Raw genomic sequence first — 26,557 nt, forward strand, 5'->3', positions numbered from 1 at the left:
CTCTCTCAAAGCTGGACAATAATAAATTTAACGAAATAGTCAAAAGTGTTTAACGTCATGGATTCGACCTACACCATCATCATTGCAGATGATCACCCACTCTTCCGTAATGCCTTGTTTCAATCTATCCACATGGCAATCAGTGGGGCAAATTTGCTGGAAGCGGACTCACTCGACGCACTACTGGCTTTGTTAGAGCGAGAAGAAGAGCCAGATTTGGTGCTATTGGATCTCAAAATGCCAGGAGCAAATGGTATGTCTGGCTTGATTCACTTGCGAGCAGAACACCCAGACTTACCAATCGTCGTCGTCTCGGCTAGTGAAGAGCCAGCGATCGTGACACAAGTGAAAAGCCATGGTGCGTTTGGTTTTATTCCGAAATCGAGCGATATGCGCGAATTGGTGAATGCGCTCAATCAAGTGCTCAATGGCGACCCGTATTTTCCTGAAGGGCTGATCACCAATAACGCGGCATGTAATGACTTAGCGGAGAAGATTGCCGCGCTAACGCCACAGCAATATAAGGTGTTGGGGATGTTGTCAGATGGCTTACTGAACAAGCAAATCGCCTACGAATTGAATGTTTCAGAAGCCACCATCAAAGCGCACATGACGGCGATTTTCCGCAAGCTCGGCGTAAAAAACCGCACACAAGCCGTCATCATGCTAACGGAGATGAACGACTAGGTTCACTCCTCGTCAGCGAGCAGGCTTTGCTCGCTTGGCAACCGGATACCTACTTTGGTGACTTGTTGGTCAACGACATCGGCAATGATCCATTGCAAGCCTTGCCACTCGAATTGGTCCCCTAACACTGGTGTACTCCCCAATTGTTCTTCTACAAGGTTTCTCAAGCTTTTATCGAGTGACTCATCGCCCAAGTTCAGGCCATACATCATCGCAATATCGGCAAGGTTCACTTCAATATCTAGGAAGAAATCACCAAAGAATCGTGCCAATGACGCTTTCTCAGGCGCTTCACTGAATAGCAAGCTCAGAGCATCCAAATCCTTTTCTTGCGCCAACACACACAAGGTATCGTCTTCTTCGAGGCGCGTGCTGCCTGACGGATGCAATAACGCCTTATTGCGAAATACTGCGGCGATGCGCGTTCCATCCGGCATCGAAAGACTACGCAATGGTTCACCAATACACCATTTATCCGCTTTAAGTTTATAGATAAACAGCTCCCACTCACTGGTAGGGTAAATCTCCACACCAGTTCGTGAAATTGGCTCAGGTTTAGAAGGCAGCTCTACCTTCGCCAGAGACATCGCTTTAGTCAATGTACCACCTTGCACAATCAAAGAGACCATTACCACGAAAAACGCCAAATTGAAGTACAACTGCGCATCTGGCAATCCTGCCATCATTGGAAATACCGCGAGAATGATTGGGACAGCACCGCGCAAGCCCACCCAAGAAACAAACCACTTTTCACGTGGTGTGAAACTCTTGAATGGCAGTAAACCGATCCAAACCGAGATTGGACGGGCAAATAAAATCATCCCAAAGGCCAACGCCAAACCAGGCAACGCAATAGAAAGCAAGTTGGAAGGCGTAACCAATAAACCAAGCACGAGGAACATACCGATTTGAGCTAGCCACGTCATGCCATCTAGAACATGAAGAATGGAATGGCGGCTACGTGTTGGACGATTACCTAACAGTAAACCAACCAGATAAATTGACAGAATACCGCTGCCACCTAATGCATTAGATAAAGCGAAAATCAGCAAGCCACCACTGACGGTTAAAATCGAATATAAGCCATCCGGCAGTTGATTACGATTGATGACCTTCCACAAAATCCAGCCACCAGCAAAACCGAGTAAAGCACCAATACCAAACTGCTTAAGAAAACTGAGCGCCAAAAAGCCCACACTCAAATCTGCATCTGGGTTCGCTAAAATAGCAATCAGAGTAACAGTCAGAAACACCGCCATAGGGTCATTGGTGCCAGATTCAATTTCTAGCGTTGAGCCAACACGTTCGTTAAGACTACGACCTTTGAGTAGAGAAAAAACCGCGGCGGCATCAGTGGAGCCGACAATCGCACCAACTAATATACCTTGCAGCAAGTCTAAGTCGAATAACCACGTTGCCATCAGCCCGGTCAAAATAGTGGTGATCGCAACCCCAAACGTTGCCAAGGACACCGAAGGCCATAACGCCACCCTAAAGCTGGCAACCCGTGTTCTCATACCACCATCGAGCAAAATGATGGCTAATGCGAGGTTACTGACCAAGTAAGCGATCGAAAAATTATCAAATAAAATACCGCCTAAACCGTCTTCCCCCGCCAGCATTCCAACGGCTAAAAATACCAAAAGAATTGGGATTCCCAACTTAGAGGAAACTGGGCTTAAAAGAACGCTAAGTGCGATTAACAACGCACCTATAAGAAAAAAACTGTTAATGGTGTCTGCGTCCATTCTCACCCTCCCTTAATGAAAAACGATATGCTTGTGATGAGCTAAGGCGACTTCGTTAATAAGTTAATGCCTTAATCTGCCTCCTCCTTAAACCGTCCCAAAGCGCGAGGTTGTACGAGAATGACTCAGTTATATTACTTTATTGTGCGCTAAAACGGTGATTTGGTACGAAAACTTTATGTAAATAAATTACTTGTGAATTTTTCACGCCAATTTTTTCACTGATTGATAAAAAGAAGAACGCAGAATGTTTCTGTTAAGGAGCGCTAAAATCAATGAAGAAAAAATTAATCACGTCTCTTATTCGTGCTTTTTATCATTTCTCTCCTTAGACCTTTGGCTAATTTAACAGCTTTTTAACATTAATAAATAACCCTAACTTCTCTCTAAGCGACCATATCACGGGAGTTTTTTATTTTTTATACCCCGACTAAAGTTGAAAAGAGTTCTTGCCAACACCTTGCTAATGTACATGTTGAAACATTTTTTTAACAACAATACCAATCGTAAGGAGACGGCAATGGCATTTGAAAGCGAAGAAAGAGCCAAAGCCTATTGGGACAAAAACGTGAAGCTCATGATTGGCCTTATGGTCATCTGGTTCGTAGTGTCTTTCGGCTGCGGCATTTTATTTGTCGACGTACTTAATCAATTTCAATTAGGTGGATACAAACTTGGTTTCTGGTTTGCTCAGCAAGGCTCCATCTACACCTTCCTAGGTATTATTTTCTATTACGCATGGAAGATGCGCCAAATCGACCGTGAATTCGGCGTAGATGAGTAAGGAGTAACTCAGATGGATTTGAAAACTATTACCTACTTAGTTGTTGGTGCAACCTTCGTCCTCTACATCGGTATTGCGATCTGGGCGCGTGCGGGGTCAACCAAAGAGTTCTATGTCGCAGGTGGCGGGGTAAACCCAATCGCTAACGGTATGGCAACCGCTGCTGACTGGATGTCGGCGGCATCGTTCATCTCAATGGCGGGCCTAATTGCCTTTATGGGTTACGGCGGCTCCGTATTCCTAATGGGTTGGACTGGCGGTTACGTACTGCTTGCGCTACTACTCGCCCCTTATCTACGTAAGTTTGGTAAGTTTACGGTGCCAGAGTTTGTTGGTGAACGCTTCTACTCGAACACGGCACGTATCGTGGCGGTTATCTGTCTTATCATCGCATCGGTCACTTATGTTATCGGCCAGATGAAAGGCGTTGGCGTTGCCTTCGGTCGCTTCCTAGAAGTTGATTACTCAACAGGCCTACTGATTGGTATGTGTATCGTATTCATGTACGCCGTACTTGGCGGCATGAAAGGCATCACATACACGCAGATTGCTCAATATTGCGTACTCATTCTTGCTTACACTATCCCTGCAATCTTTATCTCTCTGCAACTTACAGGTAACCCGCTACCTCAGATTGGCCTCGGTAGTACCATTCAAGGCACCGATGTTTATCTGCTCGATAGGCTCGACCAAGTGGTGACCGAACTCGGCTTTAGTGAATACACCACACAGGTTCGCGGTAGCACACTAAACATGTTCGTTTACACCATGTCATTGATGATCGGTACTGCAGGTCTACCACACGTTATCATCCGTTTCTTTACAGTACCTAAGGTGCGTGATGCGCGTACTTCTGCAGGCTGGGCACTTGTGTTCATCGCTATTCTATACACAACGGCGCCAGCAGTATCAGCAATGGCACGTCTAAACCTAATGGATACCGTTAACCCAGCTCCGGGCCAACACCTTGCGTATGATGAGCGCCCTGATTGGTTCAAAAACTGGGAAACAACAGGTCTATTAGGCTTTGATGATAAGAATGGCGATGGCCTGATCGAGTACACCTCAAACCCTGACACCAATGAATTGCGAGTTGACCGTGACATCATGGTACTAGCAAACCCAGAAATCGCTAAGCTACCAAACTGGGTCATTGCCCTCGTTGCCGCTGGTGGTCTCGCTGCAGCACTATCCACAGCTGCGGGTCTGTTGCTCGCTATTTCGTCGGCGATTTCCCATGACTTAATTAAAGGGGTTATAAATCCGAACATATCCGAGAAGAAGGAGCTGCTTGCCAGCCGAATCTCGATGGCGGTAGCAATCGCAGCCGCAGGCTATCTCGGATTGAATCCTCCAGGCTTTGCAGCTGGTACGGTGGCGCTCGCCTTTGGTCTTGCTGCATCATCCATCTTCCCTGCGTTGATGATGGGTATCTTCAGCAAAGGCATCAATAAAGAAGGCGCAATCGCCGGTATGATTGCCGGTATCAGTATCACACTGTTCTACGTATTCCAGCACAAAGGCATCCTATTCGTTGCTGACTGGAAATATCTAGAAAGCTGGGGAACCAACTGGTTCCTAGGTATTGAGCCAAACGCGTTTGGTGCTATCGGCGCCCTATTTAACTTCATCGTGGCATTCGCGGTATCGAAAGTTACGGCGGAAACACCTCAAGAAGTTAAAGATCTTGTTGAACACGTTCGTGTCCCTGTTGGTGCAGGCGATGCCGTGGACCACTAAAATCTAACGCAAGCCACAAAAGCCCCACTTGGGGCTTTTTTATTCACCTAACTTATTCTAATAATTAGATTCCCTGAGCCGTAGCAAGGAAGCACACGAATGGCATTGGTTATACGTTCGGGGAACGCAGAAACAATCGTTTAGAACAAGGCAAAGATTGCAGCAAGCTAGTTGCTCTACCTTCAAAATCATTAACGAAGTTATTAGTGATTTTAGCCAGTTAAAATGAACAGATAATTGATGGAATTAGTATTTTATGTTCAAAAACAAGCACTTCATTATCGCTCTGCTGATTGCGCCGATTCTTTCTTTGATCGCCTACTTCGGCACCGATATGGCACTCAGCGAGAAACCCCACGCGGCACAAGAAGGGGAAACTTACAAACTCGCGAGTAAGTCTAACTGTCGTTACACCAGTGGACTGTGTGACATGGAAAATGGCGACTTTAAAGTGAAGTTTCGCTCAGAACAGCTCACGAAAAATGGCTTAGAATTGTCACTCAATGCCGCCTATCCACTCGAAGGAGTCAAAGTTTCGATCGTTAATGACGAAGAGAAAAATGCTCAGCCGATTGATATGAAGCCCGCCGATCAGGCTGGAAAAAGTTGGTACATTACCTTACCAAGACCAGCATCCGCAGAAAGTTGGTTAAGAGTCGTCATTCAATCTGGAGGCACACTTTATTACGGCGAAACACAAACCGCGTTTGTGAAGTACGAAACCTTATTTACAGAGTAATGGCCACAGATAAAGACACCGATATCCAAAACGTCGATACCTCATTGTCACCTCAGGACTAAATAATTCCCTCTCTGCCGACGATTTTACGTCGGCTTTTGTTTCCGTAAGTCTTTCTTCAACAACCTCTTACTCTAAAAAGGGTTGCCAACCCATCACTTAATTGATAATAATTATCATTACATTAAGCGAGAGGTGGTTATGGACAACAAACGGGACATCTTCAACGCATTTTTTAAAGCACAAGATAGATTCCTTCTCGCCGCACCACACGGCTTTGAGCCAGACGTAATTCATGACTATATTCATTGGGGAATGGTGTTGTCTTCCTGCTATGAACACGGTGCCGATGAAGAAAATCTATTGTTGTGTGAGCTGTTTTTGCGTCAGGTTTATTTCCATCTACTAGACGCAATTCAAGACTCCACTCGCAGTCGCATCTTCCGTCGTGTCTGTCTCAATTCTATCCATACGCCATTATTCTGTCTCAAACGCTATTACTATCAGTTTGAACAAGGCGACGTGAAATTTCTCGCATTACAACAACAATTACGCCTGATTCAAATCTCACTCGATTAACCAAAAGGATCCCTACCATGAGCACCGAATTCCGCATAGAAACTGACAGTATGGGCGAAGTGAAAGTCCCAGCAGATGCACTCTACCAAGCCCAAACTCAGCGCGCCGTCGATAACTTCTCATTCAGTCAACATAAGATGCCATCTGGCTTCATCCAAGCGTTGGCACACATCAAGCAGACTGCGGCACTCACCAACGCACAATTGGGGCTGCTTGAAGGTGATATCGCTAATGCGATTGCTGACGCAGCTCAGGCGATTATCGAGGGCAATCATATTGAGCAGTTCCCAATTGACGTATTTCAAACCGGATCAGGCACCAGCTCAAATATGAATGCGAATGAAGTGATTGCAACACTGGCCTCCCAGCATCTAGGCGGTACCGTCAGTCCTAATGATCACGTCAACATGGGACAAAGCAGCAACGATGTGGTGCCAACCGCAATTCAAGTTAGCGCAGCATTAGCCATTGAAAAACAGCTCTTTCCGGCCCTGTCACACCTCAGCCAAGCACTACAGTCTAAGCAGCAAGCACTGAAAGATGTTGTAAAAACCGGGCGCACTCACTTAATGGACGCGATGCCCATTACCTTTGCTCAAGAGCTTGGCGGTTGGCAGTTCCAAATCGACCGTGCTAAGCAAGCGATTGAGCAAGCACTGCCAGCGGTAAAAGCCTTAGCCCAAGGTGGTACGGCGGTTGGAACGGGGATCAATGCCGATCCACGCTTTGCGGACTTATTCGCTAGCAACCTGACACAATCGACTCGTATTCAGTTCACAGCCAGTGATAATTTCTTTTTCAATTTAAGCAGCCAAGATGCGATCGTCGCCCTATCGGGACAGCTCAAAACAGCAGCAGTTGCGATCATGAAGATCGCAAACGATCTTCGCTGGATGAACTCAGGCCCATTGGCTGGTTTAGGTGAGATTGAATTACAAGGCTTGCAACCGGGTTCTTCCATCATGCCTGGCAAAGTAAATCCTGTGATCCCAGAAGCCGCAGCTATGGCATCAGCGCAAGTCATTGGTAATGACACCACTATTACCGTCGCGGGCCAAGCAGGTAACTTCCAACTAAACGTCATGCTACCTGTCATTGCTCATAATATATTGGAGAGCATCGAGTTGCTCGCTAACAGCGCAACCGCTTTAGCCGATAAAGCCATTGCAACATTCGAAGTTCGTCAAGATAACTTGGATGTAGCGCTCGCCAAAAACCCAATTTTGGTCACGGCCCTCAACCCGGTCATTGGCTACCTGAAAGCGGCAGAAATCGCGAAGAAAGCCTATAAGCAGGGTCGTGCGATTATTGATGTCGCGGAAGAAGAAACCGATTTAGATAGAGCCACGTTAGAACGATTGCTTAATCCCGCAAAACTCACCCAAGGTGGTGTTGCGGAATAAGCGGCAAACTCAGCCTACAAACTAAAATAAGATTACAAACAAAGAGACCTCCATTCGGAGGTCTCTTTTATAGCAACGCTAAAACACTCTAAATCTATGCGACGCGGTTGAGCACCGAACGCAATTTAAGCGGCTTAACTGGCTTCGCAATAAAGCTGAACCCATTTGCCTTGATGCCATCAAGCATATCATCGGTGCGATCCGCGCTGATGATGACACCTTCAAAGCAGCTGCCTAGTCTCAAGCGACATTGTTGTAGCACTTCCAAGCCAGTACGACCATCATCAAGTCGGTAATCGGAAAAAATCACGTCCGGCATCCAACCATCCTCAAGCGCTTGTAGACTTTCGACCAAATCTGTCGCCACTCGCGTATCGCAGCCCCATCGAGACAGTAAGTTTTCCATACCGACTAAAATATCGGGCTCATTATCCACACATAGAATTCTTAGATGACCAAGTTCAGATTGCTTACTCATTGCCACGTGAACTGGATGAGGCTGAACATGATCAGCTTTATCTAGGGTGATGGAAAAAACACTGCCTTTTCCAACCCAAGAGCGCATCGAAATTTCATGCCCAAGTACCTGAGCAATTCCCTTGGAAATCGCCAAACCAAGCCCGAGACCTTGGTCGGAACGAACTTGAGTTCCGCGATTAAACTCTTCAAAGATCTCTTGCTGCTTCTCTTCTTCAATACCTACACCGTTGTCCCACACATCAATACGCACTCGCCCTTTTACCCGGCGAACACCGAGCGCCACTTTGCCATTCGGGTTATAACGAAACGCATTGGTCAGGAAGTTTTGCACCACACGGCGCAGCAGTTTGGGATCCGATTTCACCATGAGTGAGGATGGAATCATGGTGAATGCTATGCCTTGTTGCTTGGCTAATGCGCTGAACTCCGCATTCAAATTCGACAACACATCGTTTAACGCAAAACCGTGCACATTGACTTCCAGCTTGCCCGACTCCAAGCGCGAAATATCCAGCAAATCTCCTATCAGGTCTTCGGCCGCCTCTAAAGCACTCTCAATGTGTGCCGACAGCTTTTTAGCTTCGCTGTCTTTGGCTACTTCCGACAATGAAGAAGCGAACAGGCGCGCAGCGTTGAGTGGCTGCATCAAGTCATGGCTTACTGCCGCCAAGAACCGTGATTTGGACTTCGATTCCAAATCGGAGCGTTGCGTCGCTGCCACCAGCTGCTTGTTAAGTTGTTCTAATTCCCGAGTCCGCAGACGCACCCTTTCTTCCAATGTCTCGTTGGCGTCTTTCAGCGCTTGCTCTGCATCACGGAATACGGTGATGTCGGTAAAGCTCATCACAAAGCCACCACCTGGCATTGGGTTACCTTGTACCTCAATCACGCGACCATCAGGACGAACCCGAGAAGAGGTGTGCCGAGTCCCTTGCTCAAGGTGATAAACGCGACGACGGACGTGGTCATCAGGATCGCCTGGTCCACATAAACCTTGCTCTGCATTGTGCCGAATCACATCCGCAATCGGTCGCCCAACTTGGATCAAGCCTGGCGGAAATTCAAAGAGTTCTAAGTAGCGTTGGTTCCAAGCCACCAAGCGTAATTGCTTATCGACCACCGCAATGCCTTGGCCGATATGTTCAATCGCCCCCTGAAGTAGGCCTCGGCTAAAATCGTACAGTTCAGAGGCTTCATCGACGATAGTCGCCACCTCTTCAAGCTGCATGTTTCTTCCTTGCAGGGCAGAAGTAAGTACTAACTTAGCAGAAGAAGCACCGAATACCCCGGCTAATACACGTTCGGTATGTCGAATCAGAGAAGATGGCGCTTGCTGATTCGGCATTAGCTCTTCTCGTTGCTGGCTCCAATACGCTTGAAAAGCCGCTTTTACTCGCGTTCGCCCAACAAACCTAGACGCTAGCATTTCTAGTTCAGCAACCGTAACACGACTCTGGTATAGGCTCATGTTTTCGCTTTCAGGCAGTGGCGTACCAACGAATGACGCCGATTGTAAGCGCTCACTTAGGCTTGGTCGTGTAGTCATAGAAACCACGACAAAACACACTGCATTGGCGACCACGCTGAGGATCATCCCCCAATCTGAAATCGCAATGTCAAAGCCAGCCAATACCTCTGGTGGGGTGATCAACCAAATCAAAAAGTTGTTACTGGCATTCCCGGCAAGCATGTCCGTTTGGCTCATTAACGTAATCAGCCAAATGGTAAAGCCTACGGCCAAGCCAACATACACACCTTTCTTATTCCCTTGACGCCAGTACATACCGCCCACCAGCGCAGGCGCGAATTGCGTGATCGCCGCAAATGAGAGAAAGCCGATCGCTGAAAGTGAGTGAATGGTATCTAACGCTTGATAAAAACCCCAAGCGCCAATTAGTAGGACTAAAATCAGACCACGGCGGATCCGCAGTAATAATTCAGAGAAGTGATGATGGTTACGCTGCGTCAATCGCATGCGACGCAACAGTAGTGGCATAACCAAGTCGTTCGATACCATGATCGCTAAGGCAATCGTCGACACGATAACCATGCCACTGGCCGCCGAAGTGCCGCCTAAAAATGCAAGCAAAGCGATTTCACTCGCCCCTACCGACATCGGCACACTGATCACATAAGTATCAGGCGAAGCACCACTCAACAAACCTTGCCCTACCCACGCAATAGGTAAAACAAAAATCCCCATCAAGATCAGATAAATGGGAAACAACCAACGAGCAACATGCAAATCTTGCGCGCGTTCGTTCTCCACCACCATCGTATGGAATTGTCGTGGAAGACACACAATCGCCAGCATCGTGAGTACGGTATGAATCAATATGGTCGGGATGTTTGGTGACTGATACGTCTGTGCGGCAACATCAACTAAGCTCAAATTCTCGGTGTTCATCGCCAACCAAACAATGAATACACCGACTACTAAAAACGCCAACAGTTTGATAATCGATTCGAAGGCAATCGCCATCATCATCCCACGATGGTGTTCCGTGTTATCAATGTGCCGGGTACCAAATAGCATGGTAAAAATTGCCAGTGCGACCACGACAAACCACGACACGCTATCGTTTTGATAACCAAAATCGGTAGCCAGTTCTGGGGCAATGATTTCTAGCCCCATGGTGATACCACGCAACTGTAAAGCGATGTACGGCAAAATTCCCGCAACCGCAATGAGTGTAACGACTACGGCCAAACCTTGAGATTTGCCGTAACGAGCTCCGATAAAATCAGCAATCGACGTGATGTGCTCCCGTTTAGCAATCAAAATAAGCCGAGCTAAAACGCGCCATCCGATGGTAAACACTAAAATGGGGGCAATATAGATGGGCAAGAAAGACCAAGGGTTACTGCTGGCCTGCCCGACCGTGCCGTAGAAGGTCCACGATGTACAGTACACCGCAATGGAAAGGCTATAAATCCACGGCCGCCAGCGTGCTAACCACCTTTTCTGAATGTCGCCGTACCACGCGATGATAAATAAGGCTCCCAAATACGCCAAAGAAACGGGAACCACCAGCCATCCTTGCATCCGATATCCTTTCTTGCCTTTCTTGCCGTTTTAAAGCAAGAGAATAAAAAAACCTCTCCATTAGGGAGAGGTTTCATTTAACACTGCTTTCACAACGGAGACAAAGCTTAGTTTTTAACCTTTGTCACAGAAGTCTAATTCTGTGTTTCCAGTGACTTGTCTGATACATCGACCACATGATGTGGCTCTTGTGGTTCGAGCTTGATGAACAATGCCAATAAACCCATTGCGGCCATGCCCCAGAACACAAGTGGTCCCCAGTGCTCATAACCCCAACCGCTCAACACGGTCATCAGTGCGATGAATGCGCCTAGAGGAATCGCGTTATACAATGCTTGCAGCGCCACTATCTTATTCTCTTCCGAGTTTTGGATATATTGAATCGCAGCAATGTGTGCCGTTGCGAATGTCACGCCATGCAATAATTGAACAATCACCAAAGCAACAATCGACGTTGTCGATGCCGTAATGCCCCAACGCATCATCACACCAACGGCAGCAACAACAAATAACGCGCGCATTGACCAACCGACAAATAAACGCTTGCTCAGCGCAAACACTGCCACTTCGGCTGCAACACCCAAGCTCCACAGATAGCCAATCACATCTTCCGAATGACCTGCGGCTTTCCAGTGAATAGCGCTAAAACCGTAGTAAGCCGCATGACTGCCCTGAATTAATGACACCAACACTAAGAATTTAAGTATCGGCTTGTCAGTCAAAAGAGCACTCAGTTTTGGACGCTCCGCGCTTTGCCCACCAAGCGTAACGGGCATCGGGTTAGTCATACGCATTGAAAATAGCAACGAAACTAATACCCCGGCCATCGCCGTGTACAAGATCATATCAGAGCCAAATTCAGCCACCAGATAACCCACGGCCGTCGAACCCGCGATAAAGGCGATCGAGCCCCATAAGCGCGTACGGCCATAATCGAGCATTTTCAGACGAGCGTAGTAGTTTGCCATCGCATCCGATAATGGAACAATCGGTCCACAACAGAGGTTAAATAGCACCGTCGCTAACGCCATTAACCAAAAACTGCCACCTGTAAAAAAGTGAAATCCAACAAAAAGGAGGGCAGCGAAACTCAACCAACGTAAAGCAGGCATAAGGTGTTCAACTTTGTGCACTCGTGGGGTGATCACGATATTGGCGACACAACGTGTCGCAAGACCTAACCCAACTAGCAAACCGATGTCGGTCGAAGAGACACCTTGCTCCTTAAACCAAAGTGACCAAAATGGCAGATATACGCCATACGCAAAGAAGAATCCGAGAAAGTACTGGGAAATCCAGCCATACGGAGAAGGTTTCAACATTACTAATATCCTAAAACGGGAACATCAACGTTCGAACCGGGAATTATGGATCGCTATGCGTATTATAAAAAGGGAAGAATAGGCAACTTATCGTTTCCTCGATGGAATACTAACTTTGCGACATTGGCCATCCTAAAGCGAAATCATCGTGATTTAGACCAAAGTCGTCTGGCTTCCGGTAGGAAATTTGTCAGACTTAGAGAGTGTTCCTTCCATCATTGGGTGTTCTCATGCCTGACAAATTTAACATGCAATCTCCACCGTTCGACCGCTTAACCGAAGCACAACAGACACGACTGCGCTCGTCTCTGGACGTTGCCTACTATCGAGCTCGAGATGTAATTTTATCTTGCGGACAGAAGAACCCTCACTTGCATATTCTGATCAAAGGCGCGGTAGAAGAGCGCTCCCAAGATCAGCAGGAAGTGTTCGCGCATTATGCCAACGACGATATGTTTGATGTGCGCTCGTTACTTGAAGACAACGTACGTCATCAATACATCGCACTTGAAGACACGCTCTCCTATCTGCTACCGAAAGACGTCTTTCTGGCGCTTTACAACGAGAATGGTCAGTTTGCGGCCTATTTCGATAACAATTTATCAAAGCGACAAGAACTCATCGAAGCCGCTCACCAACAACAAAACTTGGCAGAGTTTATCCTCACCAAAGTTGACCGCAGCATTTATCACCCACCGATGATCCTTGAGCCAAATACGCCGATTAACGAGGTGACGCACACCCTAAAAGCAAATGGGATCGATGCAGCACTTGTCAAACTCAATGATGACGATCCGCGATTAGAAAAATGGCCCTCGTCTCATCCATACGCCATCGTGACGCGAACCAACATGCTGCACTCCGTGATGTTAGATGGCAGCGCACTCAATACCCCTGTTGGTGATATCGCCACCTTTCCTGTCTATCACGTTGATGATGGTGATTTTTTATTCAACGCCATGATCACCATGACCCGAAATCGAATGAAACGTCTCATGGTATGTGATGGCAACCAAGCCGTCGGCATGCTGGATATGACCCAAATTCTCAGCGCGTTCTCCACCCACTCTCACGTGTTAACGCTCAGTATTGCCAGAGCAAGCAGTGTGGAAGAGCTCGCATTAGCCTCAAACCGCCAACGTCAATTGGTCGAGAGCTTATTGAGAAACGGCATCCGCACTCGCTTTATCATGGAGCTGATTTCCGCCGTGAACGAGCAAATTATCGAAAAAGCGTTCGAGTTAGTGGTTCCACCAGCCTTGCACGATCATTGCTGCTTAATCGTGCTCGGCTCAGAAGGTCGAGGAGAACAAATTCTCAAGACAGACCAAGACAATGCTCTAATTATTCAAGATGGTTTGGAATGGCCTCATTGCGAACAAGTGATGCAATCCTTCACGCACACTCTACAACAGCTCGGTTATCCACTTTGCCCGGGTAAAGTCATGGTCAACAACCCGAAATGGGTCAAAACGCAGCAAGAGTGGATAAACACCTTAGACCGCTGGATAGCCAAAGCCGAACCACAACAAATCATGGACTTAGCCATTTTCAGTGACGCCCATGCTGTTGCGGGAAATCGCGAACTGCTGGCTCCAATCGCGACCCACCTTCGCGACACAATGAAAGATCGCATGTTGATACTGTCTGATTTTACTCGCCCTGCCTTGCAGTTTTCTGTGCCCCTAACTCTCTTTGGCAACGTAAAAAGTGCTAAGGACGGGTTAGATATTAAACGCGGCGGCATTTTCCCAATTGTGCACGGCATTCGCACCTTGTCTTTGGAATATGCCATTGAGGAGAAGAACACGTTTGAGCGCATTGAAGCACTTCGGAAAAAACGCATCTTAGAGCCTGAAACGGCAGATAACCTCAACGAAGCACTGAAATTGTTCTTTAAGGTTCGCCTTAATCAACAACTCAAAAAGCAAGAAGCATTGAATAACATTGATATTAAACAACTGGATAGAACCGAGCGTGATTTACTTCGCCACAGCTTACATGTAGTGAAAAAATTTAAGCAATTTTTAGGCTTCCACTATCAAATTCGTGATTAACCATGATTTTCATAAATCATACAGAGGCGTAGGCAATGAACTGGTTACAACGCAAATACTGGCACTACAAACTGAAAGGCTCTCCTTATCAGTCGCTTTTTTGCACGCCCGATAAAACAGAATACGTTTCGCTCGACTGCGAAACCACCAGCCTTGATCCAAATCGCGCCGAGTTGGTGACCATTGCGGCCACGAAGATCATCGACAACCGCATCATCACTAGCCAGCCATTTGAAGTCCGCTTACGCGCGCCGCAATCGCTCGATTCTGGCTCAGTCAAAATTCATCGAATTCGCCACCAAGACTTAGTCGACGGGATTAGCGAAAAAGAGGCGCTGCTCGAGTTGCTCGACTTCATCGGCAACCGACCACTTGTCGGTTATCACATTCGTTACGATAAAAAGATTTTAGACCTTGCTTGTCTGAGGCAACTTGGCTTCCCACTTCCTAACCCGCTCATCGAGGTCAGTCAGATTTATCACGACAAGCTGGAAAGACATTTGCCGAATGCCTATTTCGACTTAAGTCTGGATGCCATTTGTAAACACCTCGAACTTCCTACCCAAGATAAACACGACGCTTTACAAGATGCGATTTCTGCCGCTTTAGTCTTTGTTCGCTTAACGAAAGGCGATTTGCCCAACCTAACCGCGCCGTATACATAAAAATCAGTTGACCTAGCTCCCAGAAATACTTTTGTTTCAGCGATTTCACGGCGCTTCCTTCACTCTCATCCTAAAGTCTAATTGTGGAAATACGCGCAGTGACTGACAGTTATAAGCACAACGTCGTCATTACCACGACCAAGTTATTTAGAACCAAAAAACAGCCCTACAAAAACATATTCAAAATCTTATCTAGATTGGTGTAAGGCCGAGAAATAAGGCACAAGGAGAGAAGCCATGAGCGAAGCCCACGTTTATCCGGTAAAAGAAAATATTAAAACTCATACACACGCGGATAATGATACTTACTTAGCCATGTATCAGCAGTCGGTAACCGATCCAGAGGGCTTCTGGAACGAGCACGGCAAAATCGTTGATTGGATCAAACCTTTCACCAAAGTAAAAAGCACCTCTTTCGATACTGGTCATGTCGACATTCGTTGGTTTGAAGATGGCACGCTGAACGTCTCGGCTAACTGTATTGACCGTCATCTCGCAGAACACGGGGATGACGTCGCAATCATCTGGGAAGGCGATGATCCAGCCGACGACAAAACACTCACTTTCAACGAACTGCACAAAGAAGTATGTAAGTTCTCCAACGCATTGAAAGAGCAAGGCGTACGTAAAGGCGACGTGGTGTGTTTATACATGCCAATGGTGCCAGAAGCCGCAGTGGCTATGCTCGCTTGTACCCGTATTGGTGCGGTTCACACCGTAGTATTTGGCGGTTTCTCACCAGAAGCACTCTCTGGCCGTATCATCGACTCTGACGCGAAAGTCGTGATCACCGCTGATGAAGGCGTACGCGGCGGGCGTGCCGTTCCTCTGAAAAAGAACGTGGACGAAGCACTAACTAACCCAGACGTAAAAACCATCAATAAAGTGTTGGTGCTTAAACGCACAGGTGGTGATGTCGAATGGCATGAACACCGTGATGTTTGGTGGCACGAAGCAACAGCTAACGTTTCTGACGTTTGCCCACCAGAAGAGATGAAAGCCGAAGATCCGCTCTTCATCCTTTACACTTCAGGTTCAACAGGCAAACCTAAAGGTGTACTACACACTACTGGTGGTTACCTCGTCTACGCGGCGATGACCTTCAAATATGTGTTCGATTACCAACCAGGCGAAACCTTCTGGTGTACCGCGGACGTGGGTTGGATTACCGGTCACACTTACCTAATCTACGGTCCACTTGCAAATGGGGCGAAGACCATCTTATTCGAAGGTGTACCAAACTACCCAAGCACAAGCCGAATGAGTGAAGTGGTTGATAAACACCAAGTCAACATTCTATACACCGCCCCAACCGCGATTCGTGCGCTAATGGCAAAAGGTGATGAAGCGGTTGCAGGCACATCTCGTTCAAGCCTGCGCATCATGGGCTCAGTGGGCGAACCAATCAACCCAGAGGCGTGGGAGTGGTACTACAAAACGATTGGTAACGAGAACTCACCTATCGTCGATACTTGGTGGCAAACGGAAACTGGCGGCATCTTGATTGCGCCACTACCAGGGGCAACCGATCTAAAACCAGGCTCTGCGACTCGCCCATTCTTCGGCGTCCAGCCTGCTCTTGTCGATAACATGGGCAACATTCTTGAAGATACCGTTGCTGAAGGTAACTTGGTTATCCTTGATTCTTGGCCAGGCCAGATGCGCACGGTTTACGGCGACCATGAGCGCTTTGAACAGACCTACTTCTCAACCTTTAAGGGGATGTACTTCACCAGTGATGGTGCGCGTCGTGACGAAGACGGCTACTACTGGATCACAGGCCGTGTTGATGACGTACTAAACGTGTCGGGTCACCGTATGGGTACCGCTGAAATTGAATCAGCGCTAGTGGCGCACCACAAGATTGCAGAAGCGGCGATTGTTGGTATTCCACATGACATCAAAGGCCAAGCTATCTACGCTTACATTACATTGAACGATGGTGAATTCCCGTCAGCTGAGCTGCACAAAGAAGTTAAAGATTGGGTGCGTAAAGAGATTGGTCCAATCGCGACACCAGATGTACTGCACTGGACAGACTCCTTACCGAAGACTCGCTCTGGTAAGATAATGCGTCGAATCCTGCGTAAGATTGCAACGGGCGATACAAGCAACCTCGGAGACACGTCAACGCTTGCCGATCCAAGCGTGGTAGACAAACTTATCGCAGAGAAAGCAGAATTGGCATAAATTCAACCAACTGTTTTAAAAGCACTTTAAAAACCGCCATCACTCATGGCGGTTTTTTGCTTTTGCGCACAAATTAGCCACATAAAGAACATGGCAATTATGTTGTTTTTGTTAACTTGGTTACAGAAACGAAGGTGGCTATTAGGAGATTAGACCAGTAAATTGCTGCTAATTGCTATGAATTAGCTATAATCTTGGTCGATTTTTTAAAATTTGCTCGGTTTTAACAAAAAAATCGTGCTGAACTATCGTATATTTGGGAATATAAACGTTCCACTCACGATAAGGGAAGATAGCAACATAATGTCTGCAAAGTCACGGATTCTTGTTCTAAACGGACCAAATCTTAACCTATTGGGTCTGCGCGAACCGACACACTATGGTCACAGCACCTTAGCACAAGTTGTGGATGCTCTTACGAAGCAAGCTCATAACGCTGGGGTGGAACTGGAACACCTACAATCAAATCGTGAGTACGAACTGATTGAAGCCATTCATGCTGCTTATGGCAAGATTGACTTCATTATCATCAATCCAGCGGCTTTCACTCATACCAGTGTGGCACTGCGAGATGCATTACTTGGCGTCGCCATCCCATTTATTGAGGTGCACTTATCAAATGTGCACGCACGTGAACCATTTCGTCATCACTCTTATCTGTCAGATAAAGCAGAAGGCGTGATTTGCGGTCTAGGCGCACAAGGTTATGAATTCGCTCTGTCTGCCGCGATTAATAAGCTACAGGCAAAGTAACCCTAACACTCTGCAACCCCACGAGGGTTGTCTTAATCACAAGATAAAAGAGAAAGAAAAGATGGATATTCGTAAAATCAAGAAGCTAATTGAGTTAGTTGAAGAGTCTGGCATTGCTGAGCTAGAGATTTCTGAAGGTGAAGAGTCTGTACGCATCAGTCGTCACGGCACTGCAGCCCCTCAAGCACCAGTTCACTACGCAGCAGCTCCAGTAGCGGCACCTGCTCCAGCAGCAGCGGCACCAGTAGCAGAAGCGCCAGCAGCAGAAGCTCCAGCAGCTGCAACGCCTGCAGGTCACCAAGTTCTTTCTCCAATGGTTGGTACTTTCTACCGTTCTCCAAGCCCAGACTCTAAAGCATTCGTAGAAGTGGGTCAGAAAGTAAATGCTGGCGATACGCTATGTATTGTTGAAGCAATGAAAATGATGAACCAAATCGAAGCGGACAAATCTGGCGTTGTTACAGCGATCCTAGCTGAAGACGGCCAACCAGTTGAATTCGACCAACCTCTTGTTGTAATCGAATAAGCGGGGCTTGCCTTATGCTAGACAAAGTAGTCATCGCGAACCGAGGTGAAATTGCACTTCGTATTCTTCGCGCTTGTAAAGAATTAGGTATTAAGACCGTCGCTGTTCACTCGACAGCTGACCGCGATCTTAAGCACGTACTACTCGCAGACGAAACCGTGTGTATCGGCCCTGCTCGTGGTATCGACAGCTACCTAAATATCCCACGAATTATTTCTGCAGCAGAAGTAACAGGGGCCGTTGCCATTCACCCTGGTTACGGCTTCTTGTCAGAAAACGCAGACTTCGCTGAGCAAGTTGAGCGCAGTGGTTTCATCTTCGTTGGTCCAAAAGCAGACACTATCCGCCTGATGGGTGACAAAGTGTCGGCTATCAACGCAATGAAGAAAGCTGGCGTTCCTTGTGTACCTGGCTCTGACGGTCCTCTGGACAACGACGAAGAGAAAAACAAGGCGTTTGCTAAACGCATTGGTTATCCAGTCATCATCAAAGCGTCTGGTGGCGGCGGTGGCCGTGGTATGCGTGTCGTTCGCGCAGAAAAAGACCTAATTCAAGCGATTGCAATGACGCGTGCTGAAGCAAAAGCAGCGTTCAACAACGACATGGTTTACATGGAGAAATTCCTAGAAAACCCTCGTCACGTTGAAGTGCAAGTTATCGCTGACGGTCAAGGCGGCGCAATCCACCTTGGTGAGCGTGATTGTTCAATGCAACGTCGTCACCAAAAAGTAGTGGAAGAGGCGCCAGCACCAGGTATCACTGAAGAGATGCGTAAGTACATCGGTGAACGTTGTACTCGTGCATGTATCGAAATTGGTTACCGCGGCGCAGGTACGTTCGAATTCCTATACGAGAACGGTGAATTCTACTTCATCGAAATGAACACTCGTATTCAGGTAGAACACCCAGTAACAGAAATGGTTACCGGCATCGACCTAATCAAAGAACAGCTTCGCGTTGCAGCGGGTCAACCTCTGTCATTCACTCAAGATGACATTAAGATCCGTGGCCATGCGATTGAGTGCCGTATCAACGCAGAAGACCCAGAACGCTTCCTACCATCTCCAGGTAAGATCGAGCGTTTCCACGCGCCTGGCGGTATGGGTGTGCGTTGGGAATCACACATCTATTCTGGTTACACAGTACCACCTCATTACGATTCAATGATTGGTAAGCTAATCACGTACGGTGAAAACCGTGATGTGGCGATTGCGCGCATGAAGAATGCTCTGGGTGAGATGATCATCGAAGGCATCAAAACCAACGTGCCACTGCAATTCTCCATTATGAATGACGAAAACTTCCAGCATGGTGGTGCAAACATCCACTACCTAGAGAAGAAGCTCGGCTTACAATAAGCCTTAGCTAACGTCTTAAAAAATGCCCACACCCGTGGGCATTTTTGTTTTGTATGTACTCTAAGCATTCAACAAATACGTAGGCTTATTTGGGTATATACTCAAACAAATCGTAGAGTTCTGGTAAACTCTGCGCCATTTCATTCACTTTAAGAGCAAAAACCAATGCCTTGGATTCAAATCAAACTCAACGCGACCAATGAAAACGCTGAGCAAATCGGCGATATGCTAATGGAAGAGACTGGCGCGCTGTCTGTTACATTCTTAGACGCGCAGGATACACCTGTATTCGAACCTCTACCTGGCGAAACTCGCTTATGGGGCGATACTGACATTCTGGCACTGTACGATGCAGAAGCAGACACCAACTTCATCATCGACCAAATTAAAGCGAGCAATATGCTGGCTGACAATTTTGCTTACAAAGTAGAACAGCTTGAAGATAAAGACTGGGAACGCGAATGGATGGAAAACTTCCACCCAATGAAATTTGGTGAACGCCTATGGATTTGTCCAAGCTGGCGCGACATTCCAGATCCTGACGCTGTTAATGTTATGTTGGATCCTGGCCTTGCATTCGGTACGGGTACTCACCCTACAACAGCACTTTGTCTTGAGTGGCTAGAAAGCATGGACTTAAGCGGTAAGACCGTTATCGACTTCGGTTGTGGCTCTGGCATTCTGGCGATCGCGGCGATCAAACTGGGCGCTGAAAAAGTGATAGGGATCGACATTGATCCTCAAGCACTGCTTGCTTCGAAAGACAACGCAGAGCGTAACGGCGTTGCCGACAAACTAGAAGTTTACCTTCCTCAAAACCAACCAGAAGGTCTGATTGCAGACGTGGTTGTTGCTAACATTCTTGCTGGCCCACTGCGTGAACTTGCACCAATCATTAAAGGCCTAGTTAAACCAAATGGCAACCTCGCTATGTCCGGCGTATTAGACACCCAAGCCGAAGATGTTGCGAATTATTACCGTGACGAGCTTCACATTGACCCGATTGTTGAGCAAAGCGAATGGTGTCGCATCTCTGGTCGTAAGCAAGGCTAGACAAGGTTTTCAGAGCTAATTGTTTGAAATTCATACAATTTACAAAAACAATTTGTAAATGCTCAAATATTAGTCTTTTCACGCAGTGAAAAAATGCGTAAAATGCGCGCCCTTGCTGGTACAGAACTGTGATGACGTTTTGAAAATCGGAAACTATCAACTTAAGAACAATCTAATCGTAGCCCCTATGGCTGGTGTAACGGATAGACCGTTTCGCGAGTTGTGTCTTCGTTATGGTGCGGGAATGGCCGTCAGTGAAATGATGTCTGCTAACCCAAAACTATGGGGAACGTCAAAGTCGAAACAGCGCATGGTACACGAGGGCGAATCGGGCATTCGCTCTGTACAGATTGCGGGTTCCGATCCACAGCTTATGGCGGACGCAGCTCAATTCAGTGTTGAGAACGGTGCACAAATCATCGACATCAACATGGGCTGCCCGGCAAAAAAAGTGAATAAGAAGCTAGCGGGCTCTGCTCTGCTTCAATACCCAAACATTATCGAAGAGATTTTGAAAGCGGTCGTGAATGCAGTGGACGTTCCTGTAACGTTAAAGACTCGAACTGGCTGGGATACAGACAACAAGAACTGTGTCCAGATCGCTAAATTAGCCGAAAACTGCGGCATACAAGCTCTTGCTCTGCATGGCAGAACGAAAGCATGTATGTACAAAGGTGAGGCCGAATATGACAGCATTAAAGCGGTAAAAGAGGCGATTTCAATTCCGGTTATCGCGAACGGTGATATCGATAGCCCGGAGAAAGCCAAATTTGTACTGGAGTACACCGGTGCGGACGCTTTAATGATTGGACGCCCTGCCCAGGGTCGTCCTTGGATTTTCCAGGAAATCCATCACTATTTGGAAAACGGCACCACAATGGAGGAGCTTCCAACTGAGGAAGTGAAAACCATTATGCTTGGTCATGTAAATGCTCTGCATGAATTTTATGGGGAGTTCTTAGGTCCACGTATCGCGCGCAAGCACGTTGGGTGGTACCTGAAAGAGCATGAACAGGCAAGTGAGTTTCGCCGTACCTTCAACGCTATCGACGCAGCTCCGCTGCAAATTGAGGCGTTAGAAGGTTATTTTGATAACGTTGCATCATAATTAAGAGAAGAGCTAGACCGAATATGTTCGAACAAAATCTGACTTCAGAAGCATTAACAGTAACTACAGTAACGTCACAAGACCAGATTACTCAGAAGCCTTTACGTGACTCTGTTAAAGCGTCTCTTAAAAACTACCTTGCTCAACTAAACGGCCAGGAAGTAACAGAACTATACGAATTAGTTCTAGCTGAAGTTGAACAGCCACTATTAGATACTATCATGCAGTACACTCGCGGTAACCAAACTCGCGCGGCAACTATGATGGGTATCAACCGCGGTACTCTTCGCAAAAAACTTAAGAAATACGGCATGAACTAAGACCGGCTTTCAAAAAGTATTTGGAACAAGCCGTTACCTTTTTAGGTAACGGCTTTTCTTTATCTACAAAAATACTACGAATAACGCTCACTTTGTTCAGCATTACCAACTGGCTTTAATATAACTACCGCTGAGCCAAACAATAACAAAGCCACGACAGCGACCCATTCACTACCTACAGAATAAGCAAAGCCCGCCAAGGCAGACCAAATCGCGACACCAAAGTGCATCATACTCATTCCAGAAGACATCAGCACACCTCGATGTTCATCAGATAAGCTTGCTATATGTGCTTGTAACGCCGGAGAGCCTACCCCTCCAGCAAGGGACCAGAGCACTAGAGCTGGAAGATAAGCGGTCACCGTACTCATCTCATTTGAGAACACCCATGCACTACAAGGTATGCACACCATTAAAGCCACTCGCATAACGGCTCGAGAGCTACCAAGCCAACGGCAAGCTCTCCCCACGCACATATTTCCAACCACACTCACGATCCCTAGAGCAGCATAAATAGCGCCCACCCAACCGAGCGCCAACTCGCTGGTATCTCGAATATGAAGGCCTATCAGGTTAAATACACCAATACCTCCCCCTAGGCCTAAACACATCGCTAAAATCGCCCTCAACGCGCCTGGAAGATGAATGACGTCTGTGATAGGCGGCAGAGTATCTAATGCCTTGGACTCATCATGCTTGTTGTTCATGAACACTACGCTCATGGCACCGACAAGAAGAGCCGCAACGCCCAAAATAATAAAAGCGGCACGCCATGATAAAAGCTGGGTCAGCAATGCTCCGATCGCCGGGCTGGTTATCATACCCAGCGTTAATCCCGCCTGAACCATCACAATTTGACGCATCGCTCTATTACCCTTCGCGTCTCCCGCCAACGCGAATGCAATTGGCAACATGCCTGCACTTGCAATACCTGTGATCACTCGACTTGCAATCGCAAGTTCAAAATCATGAACTATGCCCGTCGTAATAGACGCAACCCCAAATACGAAGCAAGCAGGCAACATGATACGAATACGCCCAACCCGGTCTGATAAACGTCCCAGGTAAGGAGCACAAATTGCTATAGCTAAACTATATGCCGTAATAAATAACGTAACCTGACTCGGTTGAACACTTAAATCATTTCCGATAGGTTCAAGAATAGATCCAAGCATCAACTCATCAGCACCAACAAGAAAAGCAACAAGAAATAGGATCATGGACTGCATCATAGCGCCACCTCCTGTTCTGTTTCCGATTCAGCATAAGTGAGCAACGAAATATCTAAAACTCTATCAGGCCAAGATTGTAAAAACGCCTTCTCATGAGATACCACAATCACACTACCAGAAAAGCGCTGGAGAGCCTCTTTAAGCGCATTTTTACTGCTGCTATCCAAATGTGTCGTTGGCTCGTCCAACAGCAAAACATTGCATTTCTGGACTGATAAACAACAAAGTTTCACGCGAGTTTGCTCACCTCCACTTAATGTATCTAGGTGGCGCTGCGTCTTATCTCCGGTGACCCCAAAGCGAGCTAATATCTTGCGTGATTCTTTGCTTGATATCGTTGGATCACAAGAGCATAGCTCCTGCTCGGGCGTGTGCTGAGGGTGACGCCAAAACAAATCTTGAGAAAAATACCCAATCATTGCACCTTTTGCCAATACCACCTCACCAGAGAGCGGCTCGATCTCCCCCATAAGGGTTTTAAGTAAAGTCGACTTACCTACGCCGTTAAAACCAGAAACGACCAACTTCTCCCCGCGCGCTAACGTGATATCAAGCGCAGGAAGCAGAGGCTGCTGATAACCTATCATCAACGCTTTTGCGTCAATCACATACTGTTGCCCAATGGGCTGGTAAGCAAAATCAAACATCGATACTTTCTCTGTATGATTAAGTTGAATACGTTCGATTTTATCCAGTTTTTTCTTGCGTCCCTTAGCAAGACTCGCGTTAACTCCAGCGCCATTTTTGGCAATAAATTGCTCTAACTTTCGAATTTCATTTTGCTGAGCCTTATATTGCTTTTCTAACAAAGTACCGTCGTGCTGCTTTTGCTGCATTGCTTTGACATAAGTGCCGCTGTATTTTCGGACCGTTTGATAATCAATATCACAAATACTGGTCGCTACTTGATTAAGGAAGTCAATATCATGAGAAACCAGTAAAACAGTGCCAGTGTAATCGTTGAGAAACGTGACCAACCATTCAATGTGCAGAGCATCAAGATAGTTTGTCGGCTCATCGAGAATTAACACATCGGGGTTGCGGAGTAACAACCTCCCTAAAAGGACCTTGTGTCTTTGACCACCACTTAGCGAGACAAGCGGTGTATCTAAGCCAAATTGATAAATGCCAAGACCTACAGCAACTTGTTCAATTTTGGTATCAATTGCATAGAAGTCTTCATCTTCTAAATATGCCTGTAGTCGGGCGACTTGGCTTAAAAGAGATGTAGAGTGAGACTCGGTCATCGCCTGATACAAAGTCCAAAGCTTCTGCTCGGCAGCGTATAAGTTCTCAAAAGCACTCTTTAAGCATTCATAAACCGTCAGCGCATTATCCATCTTAAAATGTTGCTCTAAATACCCCACCTCAAGGTTTGGTAACCAGTCAATGCAGCCCTTATCTGCAGATAATTCACCGGTAAGCAGTTTTAATAAGGTGCTTTTTCCAACGCCATTCGCTCCAGTGATACCTATTTTCTCTCCCACGTTAATTCGAAATGTCGCGTTGTTATATAAACTCTTATCAGCGATCTGATAAGACAAATTTTTAACTTGTAAAATACTCATGTTTTTAACCAAATAAAAAGGGCCGGTGATCAATACCGGCCCTTATTTCAATACTGGATAATGCTTTGTAGCTGCTTAACAGATACAAAAAGGCCGATGATGAAATATCACCGGCCATCTCTTCTCTTTTATCAGGTGTACAAACGCCTGCGTATAACTTCAGCGAAGTTACTCACGCATAAAACACCTGATGAAGATTAATTTAAGACTCCGAGCAACACTTCATCGCGTTTTTTGCACGGAGTTCAGCCTTCTTACAAAGCTTTTAAACAAGAGATATAACATGGTTTACTGTCGAAAAAACATTCGATGTGAAGCGTACACCTTTAGAATAAAAAGTACCAGATAATTATTAAAAACTATCGTGACTTACACGAAGGTCCACTGAAAGAAGACCTTTCCTCAGTCAATGTGCTAGGTGAAGGACTTACTCAGCAAGCACAACTATGAGAGCATCTATACCGCTCACGTTATACGTACGTAGTGGTGGCTTTATCGGTTGGAGACGGTTAGAGGGGAAGAAGTAGCAAATATCCTTTAAGGCAGGCACTGGCTGGCTTAAATAGATCTACAAACAAAATCCATGTTCGGAAAGTTTTAAATGCGCTGAGTTTATTTTAATGAGCGCCTGTGGCTAAATCAAAACATCTAAAGCAGAGAAATCTCCCCCGAAAATAACATAACCTAGTGAATAAACTTTCCAGGTAATAATAAAGGAAGCTTTGGTAAGTAAGCACAAGGGCTCAAAACTAGCGCTCGAGACTGGGACCCGGTTCAGCAGAAACCACACAGAACTGCGCAACACCTCACTCATGACAGGGCTTAGAAAGCATCGCGAAGAGGGAAGCCTGCCTCTCGATGCAAGATTTCAATATGGAAATGAGGTTAAGGTAAGTCGGGTAACCAAAACGAAAAAAGCCCCAGTCTTTCGACTGAGGCTTAATATAAGTGGCGGAGTGGACGGGACTCGAACCCGCGACCCCCGGCGTGACAGGCCGGTATTCTAACCAACTGAACTACCACTCCGCAGTGGTATCACCCGCTTGCAATCAGCAAGTGTCCAAAATTTAAAGCCTGGCGATGTCCTACTCTCACATGGGGAAACCCCACACTACCATCGGCGCTATTTCGTTTCACTTCTGAGTTCGGCATGGAAATCAGGTGGGTCCAAAACGCTATGGTCGCCAAGCAAATTCTTT

At 46.7% G+C, this 26,557-nt stretch carries 20 protein-coding genes, 1 tRNA gene and 1 rRNA gene; 15 read left to right on the forward strand and 7 right to left on the reverse strand.

The window, feature by feature from the left end; all coding sequences use genetic code 11:
• Window positions 1–57 precede the first annotated feature (57 nt).
• Window positions 58–687 carry a response regulator transcription factor gene (locus B7360_RS19375; protein WP_005397542.1) on the forward strand — a complete coding sequence of 210 codons (630 nt, stop codon included), beginning with the start codon at window positions 58–60 and terminating at the stop codon, window positions 685–687.
• Window positions 688–689: 2 nt separating this feature from the next.
• Here B7360_RS19375 and B7360_RS19380 read toward each other — a convergent pair whose 3' ends face one another.
• Entirely contained in the window at window positions 690–2,435 is a 1,746-nt protein-coding gene (locus tag B7360_RS19380; protein WP_047010251.1) for a potassium/proton antiporter, read from the reverse strand.
• Between the two features lie 520 nt (window positions 2,436–2,955).
• Between B7360_RS19380 and B7360_RS19385 the strand changes: the two genes are divergently transcribed.
• From B7360_RS19385 to B7360_RS19405, 5 genes are all read left to right on the forward strand, one after another.
• Complete coding sequence (locus B7360_RS19385) at window positions 2,956–3,219, forward strand: DUF4212 domain-containing protein (RefSeq protein WP_005397548.1); 264 nt, start codon at window positions 2,956–2,958, stop codon at window positions 3,217–3,219.
• A 12-nt stretch (window positions 3,220–3,231) separates the two neighbouring features.
• Entirely contained in the window at window positions 3,232–4,959 is a 1,728-nt protein-coding gene (locus B7360_RS19390; RefSeq protein WP_005397550.1) for a sodium:solute symporter family protein, read from the forward strand.
• A 256-nt stretch (window positions 4,960–5,215) separates the two neighbouring features.
• Window positions 5,216–5,698, forward strand: coding sequence for a hypothetical protein (locus tag B7360_RS19395; protein ID WP_085344387.1), 483 nt, complete (start codon window positions 5,216–5,218; stop codon window positions 5,696–5,698).
• Window positions 5,699–5,899: 201 nt separating this feature from the next.
• Window positions 5,900–6,277, forward strand: a complete 378-nt coding sequence (locus tag B7360_RS19400) for a hypothetical protein (RefSeq protein WP_085344388.1) — start codon at window positions 5,900–5,902, stop codon at window positions 6,275–6,277.
• Between the two features lie 17 nt (window positions 6,278–6,294).
• Window positions 6,295–7,680 (forward strand): lyase family protein, encoded by a 1,386-nt coding sequence (locus tag B7360_RS19405; protein ID WP_085344389.1) that lies wholly within the window; start codon window positions 6,295–6,297, stop codon window positions 7,678–7,680.
• 94 nt (window positions 7,681–7,774) lie between these two features.
• Here B7360_RS19405 and B7360_RS19410 read toward each other — a convergent pair whose 3' ends face one another.
• Window positions 7,775–11,206: a PAS-domain containing protein gene (locus tag B7360_RS19410; RefSeq protein WP_085344390.1), complete on the reverse strand. Its 3,432-nt coding sequence runs from the start codon at window positions 11,204–11,206 to the stop codon at window positions 7,775–7,777.
• A gap of 134 nt (window positions 11,207–11,340) precedes the next feature.
• A complete protein-coding gene (locus B7360_RS19415) occupies window positions 11,341–12,528 on the reverse strand; it encodes a 3-phenylpropionate MFS transporter (protein WP_005397849.1) in 1,188 nt (395 codons plus the stop codon).
• 230 nt (window positions 12,529–12,758) lie between these two features.
• Here B7360_RS19415 and B7360_RS19420 point away from each other — a divergent pair, with 230 nt between their 5' ends.
• The 9 genes from B7360_RS19420 to fis all read left to right on the forward strand — a co-directional run bounded on the left by B7360_RS19420 (window position 12,759) and on the right by fis (window position 22,558).
• Window positions 12,759–14,585, forward strand: a complete 1,827-nt coding sequence (locus B7360_RS19420; RefSeq protein ID WP_085344391.1) for a DUF294 nucleotidyltransferase-like domain-containing protein — start codon at window positions 12,759–12,761, stop codon at window positions 14,583–14,585.
• 35 nt (window positions 14,586–14,620) lie between these two features.
• Window positions 14,621–15,250, forward strand: a complete 630-nt coding sequence (locus tag B7360_RS19425) for a 3'-5' exonuclease (protein WP_054730320.1) — start codon at window positions 14,621–14,623, stop codon at window positions 15,248–15,250.
• Window positions 15,251–15,487: 237 nt separating this feature from the next.
• Window positions 15,488–17,440, forward strand: coding sequence for an acetate--CoA ligase (acs, locus tag B7360_RS19430; protein WP_006742998.1), 1,953 nt, complete (start codon window positions 15,488–15,490; stop codon window positions 17,438–17,440).
• A 303-nt stretch (window positions 17,441–17,743) separates the two neighbouring features.
• Entirely contained in the window at window positions 17,744–18,193 is a 450-nt protein-coding gene (gene aroQ / locus B7360_RS19435; protein WP_005397842.1) for a type II 3-dehydroquinate dehydratase, read from the forward strand.
• Between the two features lie 61 nt (window positions 18,194–18,254).
• Complete coding sequence (gene accB, locus B7360_RS19440) at window positions 18,255–18,719, forward strand: acetyl-CoA carboxylase biotin carboxyl carrier protein (RefSeq protein WP_005397840.1); 465 nt, start codon at window positions 18,255–18,257, stop codon at window positions 18,717–18,719.
• 14 nt (window positions 18,720–18,733) lie between these two features.
• Window positions 18,734–20,077: an acetyl-CoA carboxylase biotin carboxylase subunit gene (accC, locus tag B7360_RS19445; protein ID WP_005397839.1), complete on the forward strand. Its 1,344-nt coding sequence runs from the start codon at window positions 18,734–18,736 to the stop codon at window positions 20,075–20,077.
• A gap of 165 nt (window positions 20,078–20,242) precedes the next feature.
• Window positions 20,243–21,130, forward strand: a complete 888-nt coding sequence (gene prmA / locus B7360_RS19450; protein WP_085344392.1) for a 50S ribosomal protein L11 methyltransferase — start codon at window positions 20,243–20,245, stop codon at window positions 21,128–21,130.
• Between the two features lie 139 nt (window positions 21,131–21,269).
• Window positions 21,270–22,238, forward strand: coding sequence for a tRNA dihydrouridine synthase DusB (gene dusB, locus B7360_RS19455; RefSeq protein WP_005382505.1), 969 nt, complete (start codon window positions 21,270–21,272; stop codon window positions 22,236–22,238).
• A gap of 23 nt (window positions 22,239–22,261) precedes the next feature.
• Window positions 22,262–22,558, forward strand: a complete 297-nt coding sequence (gene fis, locus B7360_RS19460) for a DNA-binding transcriptional regulator Fis (RefSeq protein ID WP_000462885.1) — start codon at window positions 22,262–22,264, stop codon at window positions 22,556–22,558.
• 74 nt (window positions 22,559–22,632) lie between these two features.
• On the opposite strand, the gene B7360_RS19465 is transcribed toward fis, so the two are convergent.
• The 4 genes from B7360_RS19465 to rrf all read right to left on the reverse strand — a co-directional run bounded on the left by B7360_RS19465 (window position 22,633) and on the right by rrf (window position 26,547).
• The gene (locus B7360_RS19465; RefSeq protein ID WP_085344393.1) at window positions 22,633–23,790 is read right to left on the reverse strand and encodes an MFS transporter; all 1,158 of its coding nucleotides are present in this window, start codon (window positions 23,788–23,790) and stop codon (window positions 22,633–22,635) included.
• Window positions 23,787–25,358 carry an ABC-F family ATP-binding cassette domain-containing protein gene (locus B7360_RS19470; RefSeq protein WP_085344394.1) on the reverse strand — a complete coding sequence of 524 codons (1,572 nt, stop codon included), beginning with the start codon at window positions 25,356–25,358 and terminating at the stop codon, window positions 23,787–23,789. The genes B7360_RS19465 and B7360_RS19470 overlap by 4 nt, the downstream gene beginning before the upstream one ends.
• A 949-nt stretch (window positions 25,359–26,307) precedes the next feature.
• Window positions 26,308–26,384: transfer RNA gene (locus B7360_RS19475), tRNA-Asp, on the reverse strand.
• A gap of 46 nt (window positions 26,385–26,430) precedes the next feature.
• Window positions 26,431–26,547 (reverse strand): 5S ribosomal RNA (gene rrf, locus B7360_RS19480).
• Window positions 26,548–26,557: the final 10 nt, after the last annotated feature.

Origin of the sequence: Vibrio sp. ArtGut-C1 (genome assembly GCF_002105475.1) — a bacterium.
GTDB classification, from domain to species: Bacteria; Pseudomonadota; Gammaproteobacteria; order Enterobacterales; family Vibrionaceae; genus Vibrio; species Vibrio diabolicus.

What these genes read in the sequence shown, in the direction of transcription:
- B7360_RS19375 (WP_005397542.1), top strand. Translation starts at nt 58, where the DNA reads ATGGATTCGACCTACACCATCATCATTGCAGATGATCACCCACTCTTC.
- B7360_RS19380 (WP_047010251.1), bottom strand. Translation starts at nt 2,435, where the DNA reads ATGGACGCAGACACCATTAACAGTTTTTTTCTTATAGGTGCGTTGTTA.
- B7360_RS19385 (WP_005397548.1), top strand. Translation starts at nt 2,956, where the DNA reads ATGGCATTTGAAAGCGAAGAAAGAGCCAAAGCCTATTGGGACAAAAAC.
- B7360_RS19390 (WP_005397550.1), top strand. Translation starts at nt 3,232, where the DNA reads ATGGATTTGAAAACTATTACCTACTTAGTTGTTGGTGCAACCTTCGTC.
- B7360_RS19395 (WP_085344387.1), top strand. Translation starts at nt 5,216, where the DNA reads ATGTTCAAAAACAAGCACTTCATTATCGCTCTGCTGATTGCGCCGATT.
- B7360_RS19400 (WP_085344388.1), top strand. Translation starts at nt 5,900, where the DNA reads ATGGACAACAAACGGGACATCTTCAACGCATTTTTTAAAGCACAAGAT.
- B7360_RS19405 (WP_085344389.1), top strand. Translation starts at nt 6,295, where the DNA reads ATGAGCACCGAATTCCGCATAGAAACTGACAGTATGGGCGAAGTGAAA.
- B7360_RS19410 (WP_085344390.1), bottom strand. Translation starts at nt 11,206, where the DNA reads ATGCAAGGATGGCTGGTGGTTCCCGTTTCTTTGGCGTATTTGGGAGCC.
- B7360_RS19415 (WP_005397849.1), bottom strand. Translation starts at nt 12,528, where the DNA reads ATGTTGAAACCTTCTCCGTATGGCTGGATTTCCCAGTACTTTCTCGGA.
- B7360_RS19420 (WP_085344391.1), top strand. Translation starts at nt 12,759, where the DNA reads ATGCCTGACAAATTTAACATGCAATCTCCACCGTTCGACCGCTTAACC.
- B7360_RS19425 (WP_054730320.1), top strand. Translation starts at nt 14,621, where the DNA reads ATGAACTGGTTACAACGCAAATACTGGCACTACAAACTGAAAGGCTCT.
- acs (WP_006742998.1), top strand. Translation starts at nt 15,488, where the DNA reads ATGAGCGAAGCCCACGTTTATCCGGTAAAAGAAAATATTAAAACTCAT.
- aroQ (WP_005397842.1), top strand. Translation starts at nt 17,744, where the DNA reads ATGTCTGCAAAGTCACGGATTCTTGTTCTAAACGGACCAAATCTTAAC.
- accB (WP_005397840.1), top strand. Translation starts at nt 18,255, where the DNA reads ATGGATATTCGTAAAATCAAGAAGCTAATTGAGTTAGTTGAAGAGTCT.
- accC (WP_005397839.1), top strand. Translation starts at nt 18,734, where the DNA reads ATGCTAGACAAAGTAGTCATCGCGAACCGAGGTGAAATTGCACTTCGT.
- prmA (WP_085344392.1), top strand. Translation starts at nt 20,243, where the DNA reads ATGCCTTGGATTCAAATCAAACTCAACGCGACCAATGAAAACGCTGAG.
- fis (WP_000462885.1), top strand. Translation starts at nt 22,262, where the DNA reads ATGTTCGAACAAAATCTGACTTCAGAAGCATTAACAGTAACTACAGTA.
- B7360_RS19465 (WP_085344393.1), bottom strand. Translation starts at nt 23,790, where the DNA reads ATGATGCAGTCCATGATCCTATTTCTTGTTGCTTTTCTTGTTGGTGCT.
- B7360_RS19470 (WP_085344394.1), bottom strand. Translation starts at nt 25,358, where the DNA reads ATGAGTATTTTACAAGTTAAAAATTTGTCTTATCAGATCGCTGATAAG.